The 16,691-nt window shown below is 50.4% G+C and carries 17 protein-coding genes; 14 read left to right on the top strand and 3 right to left on the bottom strand.

What is annotated here, in order from left to right; translation table 11 throughout:
• The first annotated feature begins 11 nt into the window (after positions 1 to 11).
• Genes H8710_RS12620 through H8710_RS12610 form a run of 3 tightly spaced genes read left to right on the top strand, consistent with a single transcriptional unit; the run spans position 12 to position 1,888 of the window.
• Positions 12 to 368: an arsenate reductase family protein gene (locus tag H8710_RS12620; protein ID WP_249296200.1), complete on the top strand. Its 357-nt coding sequence runs from the start codon at positions 12 to 14 to the stop codon at positions 366 to 368.
• Positions 369 to 412: 44 nt separating this feature from the next.
• Positions 413 to 1,156, top strand: a complete 744-nt coding sequence (locus tag H8710_RS12615) for a class I SAM-dependent methyltransferase (RefSeq protein WP_249296199.1) — start codon at positions 413 to 415, stop codon at positions 1,154 to 1,156.
• 36 nt (positions 1,157 to 1,192) lie between these two features.
• The gene (locus H8710_RS12610; RefSeq protein ID WP_249296198.1) at positions 1,193 to 1,888 is read left to right on the top strand and encodes a 5'-methylthioadenosine/adenosylhomocysteine nucleosidase; all 696 of its coding nucleotides are present in this window, start codon (positions 1,193 to 1,195) and stop codon (positions 1,886 to 1,888) included.
• Between the two features lie 77 nt (positions 1,889 to 1,965).
• Here H8710_RS12610 and H8710_RS12605 read toward each other — a convergent pair whose 3' ends face one another.
• Positions 1,966 to 3,291: an MATE family efflux transporter gene (locus H8710_RS12605; protein ID WP_249296197.1), complete on the bottom strand. Its 1,326-nt coding sequence runs from the start codon at positions 3,289 to 3,291 to the stop codon at positions 1,966 to 1,968.
• 537 nt (positions 3,292 to 3,828) lie between these two features.
• Here H8710_RS12605 and aroF point away from each other — a divergent pair.
• The 9 genes from aroF (at position 3,829) to H8710_RS12560 (ending at position 12,113) form a co-directional block, all read left to right on the top strand.
• Positions 3,829 to 4,839, top strand: a complete 1,011-nt coding sequence (aroF, locus tag H8710_RS12600; RefSeq protein WP_249296196.1) for a 3-deoxy-7-phosphoheptulonate synthase — start codon at positions 3,829 to 3,831, stop codon at positions 4,837 to 4,839.
• A gap of 45 nt (positions 4,840 to 4,884) precedes the next feature.
• Positions 4,885 to 5,970: a 3-dehydroquinate synthase gene (gene aroB / locus H8710_RS12595; protein WP_249296195.1), complete on the top strand. Its 1,086-nt coding sequence runs from the start codon at positions 4,885 to 4,887 to the stop codon at positions 5,968 to 5,970.
• A gap of 26 nt (positions 5,971 to 5,996) precedes the next feature.
• The gene (gene aroA / locus H8710_RS12590) at positions 5,997 to 7,223 is read left to right on the top strand and encodes a 3-phosphoshikimate 1-carboxyvinyltransferase (protein WP_249296218.1); all 1,227 of its coding nucleotides are present in this window, start codon (positions 5,997 to 5,999) and stop codon (positions 7,221 to 7,223) included.
• Complete coding sequence (gene aroC / locus H8710_RS12585; RefSeq protein WP_249296194.1) at positions 7,220 to 8,275, top strand: chorismate synthase; 1,056 nt, start codon at positions 7,220 to 7,222, stop codon at positions 8,273 to 8,275. Before aroA ends, aroC begins: the two co-directional genes overlap by 4 nt.
• A gap of 37 nt (positions 8,276 to 8,312) precedes the next feature.
• On the top strand, positions 8,313 to 9,155 hold the full coding sequence (gene pheA / locus H8710_RS12580) for a prephenate dehydratase (protein WP_249296193.1): 843 nt from the start codon (positions 8,313 to 8,315) through the stop codon (positions 9,153 to 9,155).
• Positions 9,145 to 9,648, top strand: a complete 504-nt coding sequence (locus tag H8710_RS12575) for a shikimate kinase (RefSeq protein ID WP_249296192.1) — start codon at positions 9,145 to 9,147, stop codon at positions 9,646 to 9,648. The genes pheA and H8710_RS12575 overlap by 11 nt, the downstream gene beginning before the upstream one ends.
• The gene (gene aroE / locus H8710_RS12570; RefSeq protein ID WP_249296191.1) at positions 9,645 to 10,484 is read left to right on the top strand and encodes a shikimate dehydrogenase; all 840 of its coding nucleotides are present in this window, start codon (positions 9,645 to 9,647) and stop codon (positions 10,482 to 10,484) included. Before H8710_RS12575 ends, aroE begins: the two co-directional genes overlap by 4 nt.
• A gap of 192 nt (positions 10,485 to 10,676) precedes the next feature.
• Positions 10,677 to 11,507, top strand: coding sequence for a putative RNA methyltransferase (locus H8710_RS12565; RefSeq protein WP_249296190.1), 831 nt, complete (start codon positions 10,677 to 10,679; stop codon positions 11,505 to 11,507).
• A 126-nt stretch (positions 11,508 to 11,633) separates the two neighbouring features.
• Complete coding sequence (locus H8710_RS12560) at positions 11,634 to 12,113, top strand: helix-turn-helix domain-containing protein (protein ID WP_249296189.1); 480 nt, start codon at positions 11,634 to 11,636, stop codon at positions 12,111 to 12,113.
• A gap of 95 nt (positions 12,114 to 12,208) precedes the next feature.
• Here H8710_RS12560 and groL read toward each other — a convergent pair whose 3' ends face one another.
• Together groL and H8710_RS12550 are read right to left on the bottom strand one after the other, a co-directional pair.
• Positions 12,209 to 13,831, bottom strand: a complete 1,623-nt coding sequence (gene groL, locus H8710_RS12555; RefSeq protein WP_249296188.1) for a chaperonin GroEL — start codon at positions 13,829 to 13,831, stop codon at positions 12,209 to 12,211.
• 29 nt (positions 13,832 to 13,860) lie between these two features.
• Positions 13,861 to 14,145 (bottom strand): co-chaperone GroES, encoded by a 285-nt coding sequence (locus tag H8710_RS12550; RefSeq protein WP_249296187.1) that lies wholly within the window; start codon positions 14,143 to 14,145, stop codon positions 13,861 to 13,863.
• 312 nt (positions 14,146 to 14,457) lie between these two features.
• On the opposite strand from H8710_RS12550, the gene H8710_RS12545 reads away from it, so the two are divergent.
• Entirely contained in the window at positions 14,458 to 15,339 is an 882-nt protein-coding gene (locus tag H8710_RS12545) for a DegV family protein (protein ID WP_249296186.1), read from the top strand.
• Between the two features lie 174 nt (positions 15,340 to 15,513).
• Positions 15,514 to 16,581 carry a branched-chain amino acid aminotransferase gene (locus tag H8710_RS12540; RefSeq protein ID WP_249296217.1) on the top strand — a complete coding sequence of 356 codons (1,068 nt, stop codon included), beginning with the start codon at positions 15,514 to 15,516 and terminating at the stop codon, positions 16,579 to 16,581.
• Positions 16,582 to 16,691: the final 110 nt, after the last annotated feature.

Here is a 16,691-nt window from a genome sequence, read left to right as displayed (position 1 = left end):
GAGGAACAGAAATGAAGTATTTGTTTTTGGAATATCCCAAATGCAGCACTTGCCAAAAGGCAAAAAAATGGCTGGAGGAAAACGGTATTTCTTACGACGACCGTCACATCGTGGAACAGAATCCTACCGTTCAAGAACTGAAGGAATGGGCAGCGAAAAGTGGCCAGCCCCTTAGAAAATTTTTTAACACCAGCGGTATGTTGTACCGTTCTATGGAACTGAAAGACAAGCTGCCTTCTATGAGCGAGGAAGAGCAGTTTGCGTTGCTGGCAACAAACGGCATGTTGGTGAAGCGGCCCCTGCTCATTGGAGAGGATGCCGTACTCATCGGATTCCGGCCACAGCAGTGGGAGGCGCTGAAAAATTAAGTAGTTTTGGATATAACAGGTGCAGCGATAGAGGGGAAAATAGGATGAATAATATACTCGAGCAGAATAAACGGAGTTGGGACGCTATGGCGGATACTTGGTTTGGTACGACTGCGCTGCCCACATATGGCTGTTTTATTCCAACGGAAGACGAACTTCATCTCTTTCCTGATTTGTCGGGCAAAAGGGTTTTGGATATTGGCTGCGGCAGCGGTCACTCACTCTGCTGGTGCGGAGAACAGGGTGCGGCAGAGTTGTGGGGATTGGATTTGTCTGCAAGGCAGGTCGAAAACGCCCGGAAACACCTTGTCAAATGCGGTTATTCTTCCAATTTATATAATGGGCCAATGGAGGTTGACCCGGGCCTGCCCAAAACCTATTTTGACGTGGTCTACTCTATCTATGCCATCGGCTGGAGCACCGACCTGAAGACAACGTTTCATAACATAGCCTCCTATTTAAAGCCGGGAGGTGCGTTTCTCTTTTCCTGGGATCATCCGCTGATGCATTGCGTCGAGGCGGTGGGGGAACAGCTGGCGTTCACGGGGAGCTATGTTGACGAATCTTTTTCTTACATACAGAGGGGGCAGCCGGTTACGGTACAGAACCGCCGGCTGTCCACCTACATCAACGAGCTTGCGGACACGGGGTTTGCGGTTGAAAAAATTATCGAGGAAACAGATTCAGACACTCTAGCAAAGCCTGCAGCGTTTTCAGCCAAATACTATTCGGCTTGGAAAGCAAATAAGCTGCCCCTTTCTTTTATTGTAAAGGCGACGAAGCTTTGACTGCGGCGGCAATAATTGTTGTTAAGGGAGGTACCGATGAAAAAAGTTGGAATCATATGCGCTGCAGACGATGAACTGGCACCGTTTTTGCCGCACATAGATAATTGTACCATCTCAGAAAAAGCGATGTTGAAGTTTTACGAGGGACAGGTAAAAGGCGTACCGGTCGTCGCGCTGTATAGCGGCGTATGCAAAGTAAACGCCGCCATTGCTGCGCAGATACTGATCGATAGCTATCATGTGGAAATTGTCGTCAATGCCGGAGTGGCAGGCGGGATAGATCCAAAAATCCAGCTATTCGATACGGTTGTTTCAACTCGAGCGGTGTATCATGACGTAGAGGAAGATATTTTGACGGGATTTCACCCGTGGATGTCCTCCGTCTATTTTGCAGCGGATGAGGACCTGCTGAACATTGCAAAAAGGGTTTGCAGAAATAGAAGACATGTGCATTTCGGGGGCATGGCGACGGGGGAACAATTCATTCAGGATGACCTGCGGGAAAGCATCAACGAGAAGTTTTCTCCGATGTCCGTGGACATGGAGACGGCGAGTATTGCCCACGTGTGTTACGTCAATGAAGTCCCTTTTATTGCAATACGGTCGATTACCGACACGGCCGACCACGCAGGTGTTGAAAACTTTGAAAAAAACTGCAAAGAGGCTTCGATGATTTCTAAAGAGGTGGTTTTGGATTTTTTGGATGAACTGCGAAAACAATGGGAAGAATAGAAAGCAAACGGGAGAAAGCGACTTTGCTTTCTCCCGTTTTTACAACGATAAAATATTTACCGGGAAATAATAAAACATCAAATTACCTGACGATGTTTCCATTTTTCCCGGAGAAAACGCTGAATGAAAAGAGCGGCCCGGAAAACCCAGTCGACAGCCATGGCGATCCAAACGCCCAGCACGCCCAACTGGAGCCACGCTCCCAGCACATAGCTGAGACCGATGCGGAAAATCCACATGGAAATAATCGAGGTAAGCATGGTGAACTTCACATCGCCGGCCGCGCGGAGGGCGTTGGGAAGGGTAAAGGCGCTGGGCCAAAAGATCACCGCGCAGACGGTATGGCAGACGATCAACTCCCAGGCGGTGGAACTGGCCTCCGGCGATAAACGGTAAAACCCGATTAGGGGAGTGGCGATGGCCAGGAGGAATATGTCTAGGGCGAACATCGACACATAGGTGATCTTCATCAGCTTGATGGCGTACATTTTCGCCTGTTTATAATCGTGGGCACCGACGCATTGGCCGACGACAGTGATCATAGCGAGGCCGATGGCGGCGCCGGGCAGAATCTGAATACTGGCCAAGTTGTTGGCGACGGCGTTTGCGGCGATAGCGGCGGTGCCAAAGGAAGCGATTAAGCCTTGCACCAGTATTTTTCCAATTTGGAACATGCCGTTTTCCATGCCGTTGGGTATTCCGATTTTCAGGATGTTTTTAATCATGGAGAAGTTGAACTGCGGCTTCCAGGGATCACGCACATGGATGGGATTGGTCCCGTTGCGCAGGAGGATAACCATAATGACGGCGCCAGTGGCTCGGGAGGCGAGAGATGCGATTCCGGCACCGGCAACGCCCATATTGAAGCCAAAAATCAGGATGGCGTTTCCAGAAATGTTGATGATGTTCATCAAGAGAGACGTAAACATGGATACTTTGGAGTTACCCATGGTGCGAAACAGGGCCGCGCCGCTGTTATAAATGGCGAGAAAGGGATAGGAGATGGCTGAGAGCCAAAAATAGGTCTGGGCATGGGACATGACATCGGCTTCAATGTGTCCGAAAATTAAACTCAGCAAGGTGTTTCGGAAGATGAGGGCCAGAGCCATGATCACAGAGGATAGAATGAGAATTGCCCATAATAGCTGCTTTGCCGCGATACAGGCATTTTTGTTTTCCTGACGACCCAGATACTGAGAAGAAACCACCGCCCCTCCGGTTGCGAGGGCAGAAAAGATGTTGATGAGTAAAATGTTGATGGTGTCCACCAGAGAGATGCCGGAAACGGCGGCTTCTCCCACACGGGCGACCATCACGGTATCCGCCATGCCGATGGTGACCGCGAGAATCTGTTCGATGACAAGCGGGATTATCAATAGGCAAAGGGCTTTGCGGGTAAACATAAAAACCTCCAAACCACAGGGAATACTTGAATGAATAAATCTATTTTGCACCTATTTTCCGAAAAAGGCAAGGCTTTTTGCCTGAATAAAATGATACTGTAAATTTTTTCATGACCTATGCGCAGATGCCATAAAAATAGGAGAAGAATTTTTTATAATTTGGCATATTTATAAAAATTTAGAAAGAGGGTTGACAAAATCACCATAAGGTATTACAATTTAAAGCATTAAAACGAATGAAAGGAAAAGTGGCTATGTCTGTTTTGAACGCAACGAAACGATTTATGGGCTATTTTGGCTGGGGCTTTTATTTTAGCACCGGTCTTGATTGTCGTACGCATCTTTCGTTGCCCCATGACTGCTAACTGTCATTTTTCCGTAAGGTAAAATGGGAGCCTGCATCTTTGGAAACGAAGATGCAGGCTCTTTTTGGTTTTTTGAGGAGGGGTTGGATCCGCCCGCCGTCAAAAAAAAACGGGCCTTTTCATTTGATGAAATCAAAGAGATTTATTAGAGATACAGAAAGAGGGAACAATTATGGTAATCATATTGAAAGAACACGCCAATAAAGGAGAAGTAGAAAAACTCCTTCACGATATTCAAGATTTAGGGCTCAACACCCATATGATTGAGGGCGAGCAGTCCAGTATCATCGGGCTGATCGGCGACACCACCAAGATAAACGCCGACGACATTTCGGCAAACGATGTGGTAGAGGCAGTCAGACGGGTACAAGAGCCCTACAAGCTGGCAAACAGGAAATTCCATCAGGATGACACAGTCATAGACGTGGAGGGAACTAAAATCGGAGGCACCAACTTCCAGATTATTGCCGGCCCCTGCTCGGTGGAGAGCCGGGAGCAGATTACCGAAATCGCCAAGGACGTAAAAAAGAGCGGCGCCAGATTCCTCCGGGGCGGGGCGTTCAAACCGAGAACTTCACCCTACGCGTTTCAGGGGCTACATGACGACGGCATCAAACTGCTGCTGGAGGCGAAAAAGGAAACCGGTCTTCCCATCGTCACCGAAATTATGTCTATTGCCCACATCGATTTGTTCGCCGATGTTGATGTCATTCAGGTGGGAGCGAGAAATATGCAGAACTTTGAGCTCCTCAAAGAGCTGGGCCACAGCGACAAACCGATTCTTTTAAAACGGGGCCTTGCAAATACGTTGGAAGAGCTTCTCATGAGCGCCGAGTACATCATGGCAAGCGGAAACGAAAACGTCATCCTCTGCGAGAGGGGAATCCGCACTTTCGAGACGGCGACCCGCAATACATTGGATATTTCGGCAATCCCCATGCTCAAGAGCGTGTCCCATCTGCCGGTGATCGTCGATCCCAGTCACGCCTGCGGCATCGCATGGATGGTAGAGCCTATGGCCAAAGCGGCGGCGGCGGTCGGAGCCGACGGCCTTATCGTCGAAGTGCACAACAACCCGGCCAAGGCCCTCTGCGACGGCAAGCAGTCCATCACTCCTGAAGCTTTTGACAAGCTGGTGAAAGATTTGCGCCCGCTGGTTGAATTGTCGGGAAAAACACTGTAAAATAGAGCTGAAACAGGTTATAAACCAAGGAGGGGTCGGTTCTCTATGAAGAGTTTGCATGTCAATCTGTCCGGGGGGCGGGATTACGATATTTTTATTCAAAACGGACTGCTCCGGCAAGCTGGAGAGAAAATTAAAGAGGTGTACAAAGGTGGGCGAATCGCCGTCATTACCGATTCCAACGTAAAGCCGCTGTATGCGGAAACGGTGTTGGAATCCCTGAAAAAGGCCGGATTTCAAGTGAAGCTTTTAGACTTTCCGGCGGGGGAACCCAGCAAAAATCTGGACACGGTTGTAAGCTTATACGACGGGCTCTTAAACCCTGACCCCTTTCCGGTGACACGTGGAGACCTGATTGTCGCTTTGGGCGGTGGTGTCGTAGGCGATATGGTGGGGTTTGCGGCGGCGACGTTGCTGCGGGGGATTCCCTTTGTACAGATTCCCACTACCCTCTTAGCCCAGGTAGACAGCTCAGTGGGCGGAAAAGTGGCGGTGGATTTAAAGCAGGGGAAAAACCTGGCTGGCGTTTTTTACCAGCCAAAGCGGGTCCTCATCGACCCGGAAACCCTTACTACCCTCAGCGACCGCGTCTTTTTTGACGGCCTTTCCGAAGTCATCAAATACGGGATGATTCGCGACGAAGAGCTTTTCGAGTTGCTGGAAAGCTGCCACAGTCGTGAGGAACTGCTCCCCCACATGGAGGAAATCATCCGGGTTTGCTGCCACATCAAAAAAGAAATTGTAGAGCGGGACGAAATGGACACCGGTGAACGGATGGTCCTGAATTTCGGCCACACGCTGGGGCACGCCTATGAAAAATTGGGCCATTACAGCACCTATATGCACGGGGAAGCGGTGGCCTGTGGCATGGTGAGCATCTGCGAAATCGGCGAGCGGCAGGGAAGGACTCTTCCGGGAACAGCTGACCGGCTCAAAAAAATGCTTTGCACCTATGGGCTTCCGGTAGAGGCTCAGAAAGTGCCGCAGGAGGCGCTCATCGGGACGCTGGCCTACGATAAAAAGGGAAGCGGCGGGTCGATTACCCTGGTGCTATGCGAGCGCATCGGCAAGGCGGCATTGCAGAAGGTTCCCAAAGAGACATTCGCCCAATGGGTACATGAGATAGTATAAGGGAAAGAGGTGGCGTTGTGGATTTGATGATTTTTCCTCGAAGGCTTCAGGGCACGCTGAAAATTCCCTCCTCCAAAAGCATGGGGCACCGGATGGTGATTGCGGCGGCGCTTTCCGGCGGCGGAAAGGTGGAAAACCTGACGGTTTCCGCTGATATTCAAGCGACGCTGCAGGGGATGAAGGCATTGGGGGCGGATTACCGCTTTGACGGTAACACCGCTCGGTTTGAGAACCGCCGGGACGTTCAGGAGGAAACAGTCGTTATAGACTGCAACGAGTCAGGTTCGACGCTGCGGTTCCTTCTTCCGGTGGCTGTGGCCCTCTGTCCTCAGAAAACGCTGATTTTTAAAGGCCGAGGGAGGCTTTTGGAGCGGCCGTTGGAGCCGTATTTCGCGCTTTTTGACGAGATGGGCATCCAGTGCCGAAAAAGCCAAGATGGATTGACGGTGCAGGGGATACTCAAAAGCGGGGAGTGCCGGCTCAGCGGAAAAATCAGCTCCCAGTTTATCACGGGGCTTTTGTACGCCCTGCCGCTGCTCACAGGAGACAGCAAAATTGTCATTACTGACAGGCTGGAGTCCAAGGGATATGTGGATATGACATTGGAGGCGCTCACTACTTTTGGTATCAAGGTGGAAAATCGGGATTATCGGGAATTTATCATTCCGGGGGGCCAGAGGTATCTTTCCAAAGATACCGTTGTGGAGGGAGATTACTCTCAGGCCGCCTTTTTCTATGCCGCCAATTTTATTGGAAGCGATGTTTTGCTCAAGGGGCTTAACCCCAATTCCAGCCAGGGCGACCGGGCGGTAGAGGCGATTTTAGCGGATTTTGCTCAGAAAGACGACTGTGAGCTGGATGTCAGTGACATCCCGGACCTGGTTCCGGCGCTGGCGGCGGCAGCGGCCTACCGGGCTGGAAAAGTGACCCGGTTTGTCAACGCCTCCCGTCTGCGGATCAAAGAGAGCGACCGGATCGCTGCCACCTGTCTGATGCTCCGTGCTTTGGGAGCGCAGGTAGAAGAGGGCGAAGACAGCATCACCGTTTGGGGGCAGGAAACACTGCCCGGTACGGGAGAAAACGCTTTAGACTGCTGCAACGACCATCGGATCGCTATGGCGGCAGCGGCGGCAGCAGTGGGCTGTACCGGCAAGGTGCGGCTCCTGGGCGCGGAATGCGTTTCAAAATCCTATCCGAAGTTTTGGGAAGATTACCGCCGTTTGGGCGGAGAAGTGAAGGAGGACGGCAGATGAAGCTGGAATACACGGTGTTTGGAGAGTCCCACGGCCCGGCGGTCGGCGTGGTGGTGGAAAATTTGCCGTCCGGGATACCGATAGACGAATCGTTTATTTCCCGGGAGATGAACCGCCGAAGGGCCAAAGGCGACGGGCTGTCCACTCCCCGGATAGAGGCAGACGTGCCCCAGATTCTCAGCGGAGTGTTCGAGGGGAAAACCACCGGGACGCCCCTTTGTGCCGTCATCCAAAACGGCAATACCCGATCGGGCGACTACGATCGGACGAAGAACCTGGCAAGGCCGTCCCACGCGGATTTTACCGGTTTTGTGCGGTATAAAGGCTGCAATGATTACCGGGGAGGAGGACATTTTTCCGGCCGGCTGACGGCTCCCTTGGTGTTTGCAGGGGCGGTGGCCAAGCTGGCGCTGCGGGAAAAAGGCATTTTTGTCGGCGCCCACATTTTGCAGGTAGGAACCGAAAAGGATCAGCCGTTTACCGCGGATTCTTTAGCCGAGAGCGCATTTGAAGCTTTAGCCCAGAAGGATTTCACTGTCTTGGACGACAATGTCGGCGAGAGGATGAAAGCGATTATCCAGGAGGCGCGGATGAACCTGACCTCAGTGGGGGGGATTATCCAGTGCGCGGTTATTGGAATGCCCTGTGGGGTCGGTTCTCCCGATAAGGACAATCTGGAAGGGATGATTGCCCGTAACATTTTCCGGGTGCCTGCGGTGAAGGGGATCGAGTTTGGGCTGGGCTTTGGCTTTGCCTCTGCTTACGGCCATGAAGTGAACGACGAAATGCGGATGGAAAACGGCGAAGTCGTCACCGCTACAAACCACAACGGCGGTATTCTGGGAGGAATTTCCAACGGGATGCCTATTGTGTTTCAGACGGTCATCAAGCCCACAGCTTCCATCAGCAGGGAGCAGAAAACCGTCAATTTGGCTGACATGCAGGACGACACTCTCGTCATCAAGGGGCGGCATGACCCCTGTATTCTCTCCCGGGCGTCGGTGGTAATCGAAAGCGCGGCAGCGCTGTCGGTGTTGGAGGCCTTGTCGTGAATTCCATAAAACAAATTCGGAAAAAGGATTGAAAGAGATGAACGATACCGTTGCCTATTGTGGTGTTCCCGGCTCTTATGCTGAGGAGGCCGCCCTTTGCTATTTTGGCGAGGAGGCCCATCTTATTACTGCCAGCTCCTTTGCAGGGGCTTTTGAGGCGCTTAAACAGCAACAGGCAGACTATGCCGTGGTGCCGTTGGAAAACAGCTCTACCGGCGCCATAGCGTCCGTATACGACCTGCTGGCGCAATATGGATTTTTTATTGTGGGAGAGTGCCCCATTGAGATCAACCACTGTCTGTTGGCAAGGCCGGGGACGAAGATCGGGGATATTACCGAAGTGTTTTCTCACGAGCAGGGGCTCTTTCAATCCAGGGATTTTTTGGCGGAGCACCCGGACTGGAAGCAAACGGCGTTGTACAATACCGCCGCCGCGGCAAAAATGGTCAGCGCGGGGGACAATCCCCATTGGGCGGCTATCGCCAGCCGCCGGTCGGCAGCTATTTACCATTTGGACATTCTGGCGGAAAAGACAAACTTTAAGGACCGGAATCAGACCCGTTTCGTGGTGGTGGCGCCGAAAGCTATCCACTCCGCGGAAAACAACAAGGTGTCCCTGGCATTTACACTTCCCCATGTCAGCGGAAGCCTTTACCATATCTTGGGGATTTTTGCCCGGGAACACCTCAATCTATCCAAGATCGAATCCCGCCCCATCGCCAACAAAAACTGGGAGTACCTTTTTTTTCTGGATTTTACGGCGGAGACCATCGACAGCCGGATTGAGGGAATTTTGGAGGAAATCTCCAAGGCGTCCCAGACTCTCAAAATTTTAGGGTACTATAAAAACGCCATAGGGGTGGAACGGGATGAAGAATAACATTGTACTCATCGGAATGCCCGGCTCGGGAAAAAGCACGGTGGGAAAAATTTTGGCGGAGAAAACAGGCCTTTTTTTTGTGGATTTGGATGCTGTCATTGAAAATATGGCGAAAAAATCCATCCCTCAGATTTTTTCCGAGGACGGGGAACCGGCTTTTCGGGATTTGGAGCAGAAATGCGTCGAGGAAGTATCCGCCCAAAGCAGACAGGTGATTGCAACCGGCGGCGGCGTGATTTTGCGGGAAGCGAACATGAAAGCGCTATCCCAAAACGGCCTTATTATTTTCCTCGACCGGCCGGTCTCTGATATTTTAGGAGAGAACCTGTCCGAGAGGCCCCTTTTGGCGGATGACGCAACGCGTATTCACCGGCTCTACGATGAGCGGATCAGATTGTACCGGCGGTATGGGAAATTTACAGTGGAAAACAATAGCGCGCCGGAAGAGGCAGCCGAAAAAATTCTGGATGCAATTAGGGAGGTGACCAAATGAACAGTTACCGGATGGGGGTCATCGGGGACCCCATCGCCCACACTCTGTCTCCGGCCATTCACACCAAGATGGCGGAGCATCTGGGGCTCTGCTGCGAGTATACCGCCCATCATGTGAAAAGAGGGGAGCTGGGACAGTTTGTAGAAAGGACGAAGGCGGAAAATTTTGCAGGTTTCAACGTGACGATTCCCCACAAAAAGGACATCATGGATTTTCTGGACGAATGCGACCCTTATGCCCGAAAATGTGGAGCTGTGAACACCGTAAAGATCACTGACGGTAAACTCAAAGGTTATAACACCGACGGAGACGGCCTGTATGCTTCTTTAAAACAAAATGGCATCCTGATGGACAGGAGCCGGGTTTTGCTGTTAGGAGCGGGCGGAGCGGCACTATCCATCTGTCAGAAGGCTCTGGACGTGGGGGCGAAAGTGACGGTGCTGTGCCGTTCCCCCAAAAAGGCCGCCGCCTTTGCTGAAAAAGACGGCGTAACAGTGCGGGAGTTATCCCCCACTGTGCAAAAAGAATGTGCAAAAGTCACCGACATTATCATTAACGCTACTCCTCTGGGAATGGAGGGAATTCCCGATGATTTTTGGGATTTTTCCTTTCTGGACGAAACCAAGGCGGCTGTGTACGACATTGTTTATAAACCAGCTGAGACCTCCCTGATGCGGGAGAGCCGGAATAGAGGCTTAAGGGCCTTTAACGGTTTAGGGATGCTCATCAATCAAGCAATTTACGCTTTTTCCATTTTTACTGGGCAGGAATTTGATTTTGGGGAAATGGCGAGTTATTTGGAACGGGAAATCGGGAAAATTGTTTACACAAAATAGCAAAAATCCGCTGAGTGTACTCGGCGGATTTTTTGTGGTACAATAAACGCAGCAAAGCCGCGTTTATCGCTGAAGAAGCCCTTTGAGGACGTTGTCCTCAATTTTGCCGTTTATTCGTCAAAAGTGTGCTTCTTGCATCAAAAATAAATATGGTACAATAAGGTTATTGAGCTTTAGGAAAGGATTTTACCTATGTCGCTGTTTATCTGTCCTGTTTGCGGAAAACCGCTGGAACAACAGGTGAAAAGTTACTGCTGCTCCAACCGCCACAACTTCGACCGGGCCAAGAGCGGGTATGTAAACCTGCTCCCCATTAAGGGAAAGCATTCCAAAGTGCCGGGGGACAACAAGCTGATGGTGGCGGCGCGGCAGGAGTTTCTCCATGAGGGATACTATCTTCCGTTATGCAAGCAGCTCTGCGAGGTGGTGGCTGCCCATCTTGCCAAGATCGACGGGGAGATTACCATTTTAGACGCCGGGTGCGGGGAGGGGTATTACACCTCCTATCTTTATCATTTTCTGAAGGAGGTAGGGATTCGGGCGCAGATGATGGGAGTGGACATCTCCAAATTCGCCTTAGACAAGGCGGCAAAGAAGGATAGGGACATTGCCTATGCGGTGGGGAGTATTTTCCATCTGCCAGTGGGGGATTATTGCTGTGATTTGCTGCTGAATCTATTTGCACCTTACTGCGGAGAGGAATTTTTGCGGGTGCTGAAGCCTCAGGGGCTAATGGCGATGGTGATTCCGGGGGAGCGTCATCTTTGGGAGCTAAAACAGGTTTTATACGACGAGCCCTATCCCAACGAAGTCAAAGATTACACACTGGATGGTTTTGAAATAGTTGAGCGGAAACTTGTCCAAGAGCAGATAGGGCTGCGCTGTCAGAAAGATATTTCCAATCTGTTTACAATGACGCCGTACTACTATAAAACACCGCAAAGGGGAGCAGAGCGGCTGTCTGCACTTTCCTCCCTTAAAACGGAAATTGAATTTGAAGTTTTGCTCTATCGCAAGAAATAACTGTTTTCATCTATGCAAATGCTGGTATTTTGGCTTCCGCAACAGTCCGTTGCGGTAATTCCAGCAAAAGCAGGTGGAGTGCAACGGGCTTTTTTGATAAGATATTTCCAGAAAGGAGGTTGCTTTATGAATTTCGGAGACAATTTACAGGCTTTAAGACGGCGGCAGGGCCTTTCTCAGGAACAGCTTGCTGAAAAGCTGGATGTGACAAGGCAGACCATTTCCAAATGGGAACTAAACCAGTCGGCTCCGGATTTGAATTATCTCTGCCAATTGAGCGAGATTTTTGGGATATCGCTGGACGCCTTGGTTAAAGGCGGGGAGGAGCCAAAAGGAAATATGGCGGAGGAGGGTACTAAGCCAAGAAAAAAAGGGAAGTGGCTGCTGATAATAATGGCGGTTATCAGCCTTTTGCTGTTGATTTTATCCGGGTATGCTATCTATGAGCTCAACCAGCCGCCTATCATTGGGGGGGCTGACGCTCCCACCGGAATTTTGGTGGCGGCTACATGGGATTCCTACATTCCCTTATTCGCGGCGACAGGAATTTTGTGTGTCGGTACGCTGGGGTTCTTATGGAAGTATTTGAAACAACATCGGAAATAAGTGCGGCATTTTAACAGCGGTTGCGGTGATAATACCTAGATAGAAAAAGGACGAAACGGTATTCCGTTTCGTCCTTTTTAGCCTTTTTAGGGAGATTAATACATGCCGCCGGCAGGCATTGGGGGAGCCGCGGGAGTTTCCTCCTTGATGTCGGCAACAAGGGATTCGGTAGTTAGAACCATGGCGGCGACGCTGGCAGCGTTCTGGAGAGCGCTTCTGGTAACTTTGGTGGGGTCAACGATACCAAACTCGATCATATCGCCGTACTGCTCGTTGTAAGCGTCAAAGCCGTAGCCCACTTTGCCGGAAGAGAGGATCTTATCGATGATGACCGAACCTTCCAAACCGCCGTTTAAAGCGATCTGACGAATGGGCTCTTCCAGGGCTTTCAATACGATGGCGGCGCCGGTTTTTTCATCGCCATCCAAGGTGTCGAGCAGCGCTTTGACAGGGGGGATCGCGTTGACGGGGGCAACACCGCCGCCTGCCACAATGCCTTCTTCAACAGCAGCTTTGGTTGCGGAGAGGGCATCCTCGATGCGCATTTTCTTTTCTTTCATCTCAATCTCGGTAGCGGCGCCGACTTTGATGACGGCGACACCGCCGGCCAACTTCGCCAGTCTTTCCTGGAGTTTTTCCTTATCAAACTCGGAAGTGGTGGTTTCGATCTGAGAACGGATCTGATGGACACGATTTTTGATTTCGTCTTTGTCGCCTGCACCGTCTACGATGATGGTATTTTCTTTCTGTACGACCACCTGGCGGGCACGGCCCAGCTGCTCGATGGTAGCTTCTTTCAGCTCAAGGCCCAGTTCTTCTGTGATGACCTGACCGCCGGTGAGGATGGCGATATCCTGAAGCATTTCCTTTCTTCTGTCGCCGAAGCCGGGGGCTTTAACAGCTACACAGTTGAAGGTGCCGCGGAGTTTGTTGAGGATCAGAGTGGTGAGTGCTTCGCCTTCTACATCCTCGGCGATGATAACGAGCTTTTTACCGCTCTGTACAATCTGCTCCAGCAGGGGGAGGATTTCCTGGATGTTGGAGATCTTTTTATCGGTGATGAGGATGTAAGCGTCGTCCATGACGGCTTCCATCTTCTCGGTGTCGGTGCACATATAGGGGGAGATGTAGCCACGGTCGAACTGCATACCTTCGACCACTTCGCTGTAGGTTTCAGCAGTCTTAGACTCCTCGATGGTGATGACGCCGTCGGAGGAGACCTTCTCCATGGCTTCTGCAATCAGCTTGCCCACAAATTCGTTATCGGCGGAAACGGTCGCAACACGGGCGATGTCATCACTGCCGTCGACCTTCTTGGAATGTTCGATAATAGCTTTGACAGCCTCGTCGACGGCTTTCTGCATACCTTTTTTCAAAACCATGGGATTTGCTCCGGCGGCAACGTTTTTCATACCTTCCCGCACGAGAGCCTGAGCGAGCAAGGTAGCAGTAGTGGTGCCGTCGCCTGCGGCGTCATTTGTCTTGGTGGCGACTTCTTTTACAAGCTGAGCGCCCATATTCTCGAAAGCATCTTCCAATTCGATTTCTTTTGCAATGGTGACGCCGTCGTTAGTGATGAGGGGGGCGCCGAACTTCTTATCCAAAACAACGTTTCTGCCTTTGGGGCCCAAGGTGATTTTAACGGTATCGGCCAGCTTGTCGATACCAGTCTGCAATGCTTTTCTGGCTTCTTCGCCGTAAATAATTTGTTTTGCCATGGTGAATTCCTCCTCTATTTCCGAACTGATTATTCTACTACTGCCAAAACGTCGCTCTGGCGGAGAATAGTGTATTCCTCACCGTCCAGCTTTACTTCGGTTCCGGCGTATTTGCTGATGAGCACTTTATCCCCCACTTTGAGCTCCATGGTGACCTCTTTGCCGTCTACGATGCCGCCGTTTCCAACTGCGACGACTTCTGCCACAGAGGGTTTCTCTTTGGCACTTCCAGCCAGGATGATGCCGCTTTTAGTGGTCTCTTCGGCTTCTACCATTTTAATGACGACACGGTCTGCCAACGGTTTGATGTTCATAGTTCATATCCTCCTTGATATATTTATTATTTTGGTTACGCAGATAGTGTTAGCACTCAAATATACGGAGTGCTAACACTATCTATTTTATCGGTTATTTGTGAAAAATCAAGTACTTAATTTTTAACAATTTGTTTTTTGTAGAATTTCATAAAAATCATTGTGCATAAATATATTATTTATGCAAACTGTCCCATAAATTTTGGAAAAATTTTAGAAAATTCTTGCAGAAAGCAGCCGTTTCCAGTATAATATAAAATAGAAAGTTATAGGCAGGCAGTTTTGCCGCCTTTCAGGAAAAGAGGGGTCAATTTGGAAGCTAGAAAATATATTATTTCTACCGAAACCACCTGTGACATGGAGATGTCGTATTACAGAGAGCACAGCGTTCACCTGCTGGGGATGACGTATACCTTAAACGGAATGGAGTACGATTCTGCCAGCGAAAAAAATTTACCCATCGAGGAGTTTTATCGGCAGCTTCGGGAAGGCGGAGAATCCAAAACCGCCCAAGTTTCGCTGGATAAGGCCACTTCCGCGTTTGAGAAGCTGGTGGAAGAAGGCTACGATGTTTTTCATCTGGCTTTTTCTTCGGCCCTTAGCGGCACTTATCAAAGCTGCACTGTCGCTGCTAACGACGTGATGGAACGGCATCCGGAGGCAAAGATTATTGTAGTGGATTCTTTGGCCGCGTCCATGGGGCAGGGACTGATGCTCAACTACGCCGTCACGCTGAAGGAGCAGGGCAAGAGCCTTGAGGAACTCACCGCGATTATTGAAGCGGAAAAACTCCGATTCTGCCACAACTTTACTGTTGACGATCTGCATTTTCTCCACCGGGGCGGACGGGTGTCCAAAATGACTGCTATTATGGGCACAGCGCTGGGCATCAAGCCAACCCTGCATGTGGACGACGAGGGGCGGCTCATCAACGTGGGCAAGGTCCGGGGCCGAAAACAGTCTCTGAACTGGCTGGTGGATAAAATGGGAGAGCGAATCGGTTCTCATAAAAACGAAGTGGTCTATGTGAGCCACGGAGACTGCGAGGACGACGCCAAATATGTGGCCGACCTGGTGAAAAAACACTTCGGTATTAAAAACGTCGTCATCGGATATATTGGACCGGTGATTGGCACCCATTCCGGACCGGGAACGGTGGCGCTTTTCTTCGTAGGAGACACACGGGACATTTAAGAAAAAACGGCGGAGGTTTTTAAAACCTTCGCTGTTTTTATAAAGGTACTGGAGTCAAATACAGACTCTTCTAAGACGGTTATTTTTGCCATTCTGCGAATTGACAGGGCAAAACCCCCGTGCTATACTAAAAAATAATAAAAATTTCTGTAAGAGGATCGAGGAATGATTGCCATGAGTGAAATCAAAATAGTGCGGAATACCGCGCCGAAACAAAAACCGGACGAAAACAACCTGGTCTTCGGCAAATATTTTACCGACCATATGTTTGAAATGGACTGGAATCAGCAACAAGGATGGCATGACGCGAGAATCGTCCCCTACGGTCCGTTAGAGCTGAGCCCGGCCTGTACATGCCTCCATTACGGTCAGGAAACATTCGAGGGCATGAAGGCCTACCGGAATCCCCATGGAGAAATTTACTTATTTCGGCCTATGGAGAACTTTAAACGATTAAACCGGTCTAATGAACGTCTTTGCATCCCTCAGATCGATGAGGAATTTGCCTTAAAAGCGCTGTTAGAACTGATTAAAATGGACAAGGACTGGGTTCCCCATACGGAGGGAACATCTTTGTATATCCGTCCTTTTGTCATCGGAACAGAGCCTTCATTGGGGGCCCATTCATCTTCTGAGTATAAGTTTCTCATTATCATGTGCCCGGTAGGGGCATATTATGCCACTGGCCTCAATCCGGTGAGCATTTTTGTGGAAAACGAGTACGTCCGCGCAGTGCGCGGCGGCATGGGCTTTGCCAAAACCGGCGGAAACTATGCCGCATCTCTGAAAGCACAGGATGTTGCTGCGGAGGAAGGTTTTTCCCAGGTGCTGTGGCTGGATGGCGTGGAGAGAAAGTACATTGAAGAAGTCGGCGCTATGAACGTATTCTTTGTGTTGGGGGATGAAGTGGTCACTCCCGCGTTACAGGGGAGTATTTTGCCCGGCATTACAAGAAAATCGGTTATTGAGCTGCTGAGTAGCTGGGGCTATAAGGTCAGTGAGAGAAGGCTTTCTGTGGATGAACTGCTGGAGGCTTATAAAAAAGGCAATTTTACCGAGATGTTTGGAAGCGGCACAGCTGCAGTCATCTCTCCGGTGGGATTGCTCCGATACAAGGACATCGATATGAAGCTTTCCGATGGAAAAATCGGCGAGCTGTCCCAGCGGCTCTACGATGAGCTGACGGGAATCCAATGGGGCAAGTGTCCGGACCCGTTTGGATGGACGATGAAAGTTGAATAACCATGATTGTGTAAAACAGGGGAAGAGGGATTTTCCCCTGTTTTTTATTGTTATAGATGACATGGACACATATCATTCTACATAGGAAAAAGGCCCCGATTAATCGGGGC

The sequence above is a fragment of the Fumia xinanensis genome, from assembly GCF_014384905.1.
Taxonomy (GTDB): Bacteria; Bacillota; Clostridia; order Oscillospirales; family Ruminococcaceae; genus Fumia; species Fumia xinanensis.
The sequence above is the reverse complement of the archived record's forward strand: the minus strand, read 5'-3'. Positions and strand labels throughout refer to the sequence as shown.

Coding starts and splice junctions, on each gene's coding strand:
- H8710_RS12620 (WP_249296200.1), top strand. CDS start 12: ATGAAGTATTTGTTTTTGGAATATCCCAAATGCAGCACTTGCCAAAAG.
- H8710_RS12615 (WP_249296199.1), top strand. CDS start 413: ATGAATAATATACTCGAGCAGAATAAACGGAGTTGGGACGCTATGGCG.
- H8710_RS12610 (WP_249296198.1), top strand. CDS start 1,193: ATGAAAAAAGTTGGAATCATATGCGCTGCAGACGATGAACTGGCACCG.
- H8710_RS12605 (WP_249296197.1), bottom strand. CDS start 3,291: ATGTTTACCCGCAAAGCCCTTTGCCTATTGATAATCCCGCTTGTCATC.
- aroF (WP_249296196.1), top strand. CDS start 3,829: ATGGTAATCATATTGAAAGAACACGCCAATAAAGGAGAAGTAGAAAAA.
- aroB (WP_249296195.1), top strand. CDS start 4,885: ATGAAGAGTTTGCATGTCAATCTGTCCGGGGGGCGGGATTACGATATT.
- aroA (WP_249296218.1), top strand. CDS start 5,997: ATGATTTTTCCTCGAAGGCTTCAGGGCACGCTGAAAATTCCCTCCTCC.
- aroC (WP_249296194.1), top strand. CDS start 7,220: ATGAAGCTGGAATACACGGTGTTTGGAGAGTCCCACGGCCCGGCGGTC.
- pheA (WP_249296193.1), top strand. CDS start 8,313: ATGAACGATACCGTTGCCTATTGTGGTGTTCCCGGCTCTTATGCTGAG.
- H8710_RS12575 (WP_249296192.1), top strand. CDS start 9,145: ATGAAGAATAACATTGTACTCATCGGAATGCCCGGCTCGGGAAAAAGC.
- aroE (WP_249296191.1), top strand. CDS start 9,645: ATGAACAGTTACCGGATGGGGGTCATCGGGGACCCCATCGCCCACACT.
- H8710_RS12565 (WP_249296190.1), top strand. CDS start 10,677: ATGTCGCTGTTTATCTGTCCTGTTTGCGGAAAACCGCTGGAACAACAG.
- H8710_RS12560 (WP_249296189.1), top strand. CDS start 11,634: ATGAATTTCGGAGACAATTTACAGGCTTTAAGACGGCGGCAGGGCCTT.
- groL (WP_249296188.1), bottom strand. CDS start 13,831: ATGGCAAAACAAATTATTTACGGCGAAGAAGCCAGAAAAGCATTGCAG.
- H8710_RS12550 (WP_249296187.1), bottom strand. CDS start 14,145: ATGAACATCAAACCGTTGGCAGACCGTGTCGTCATTAAAATGGTAGAA.
- H8710_RS12540 (WP_249296217.1), top strand. CDS start 15,514: ATGAGTGAAATCAAAATAGTGCGGAATACCGCGCCGAAACAAAAACCG.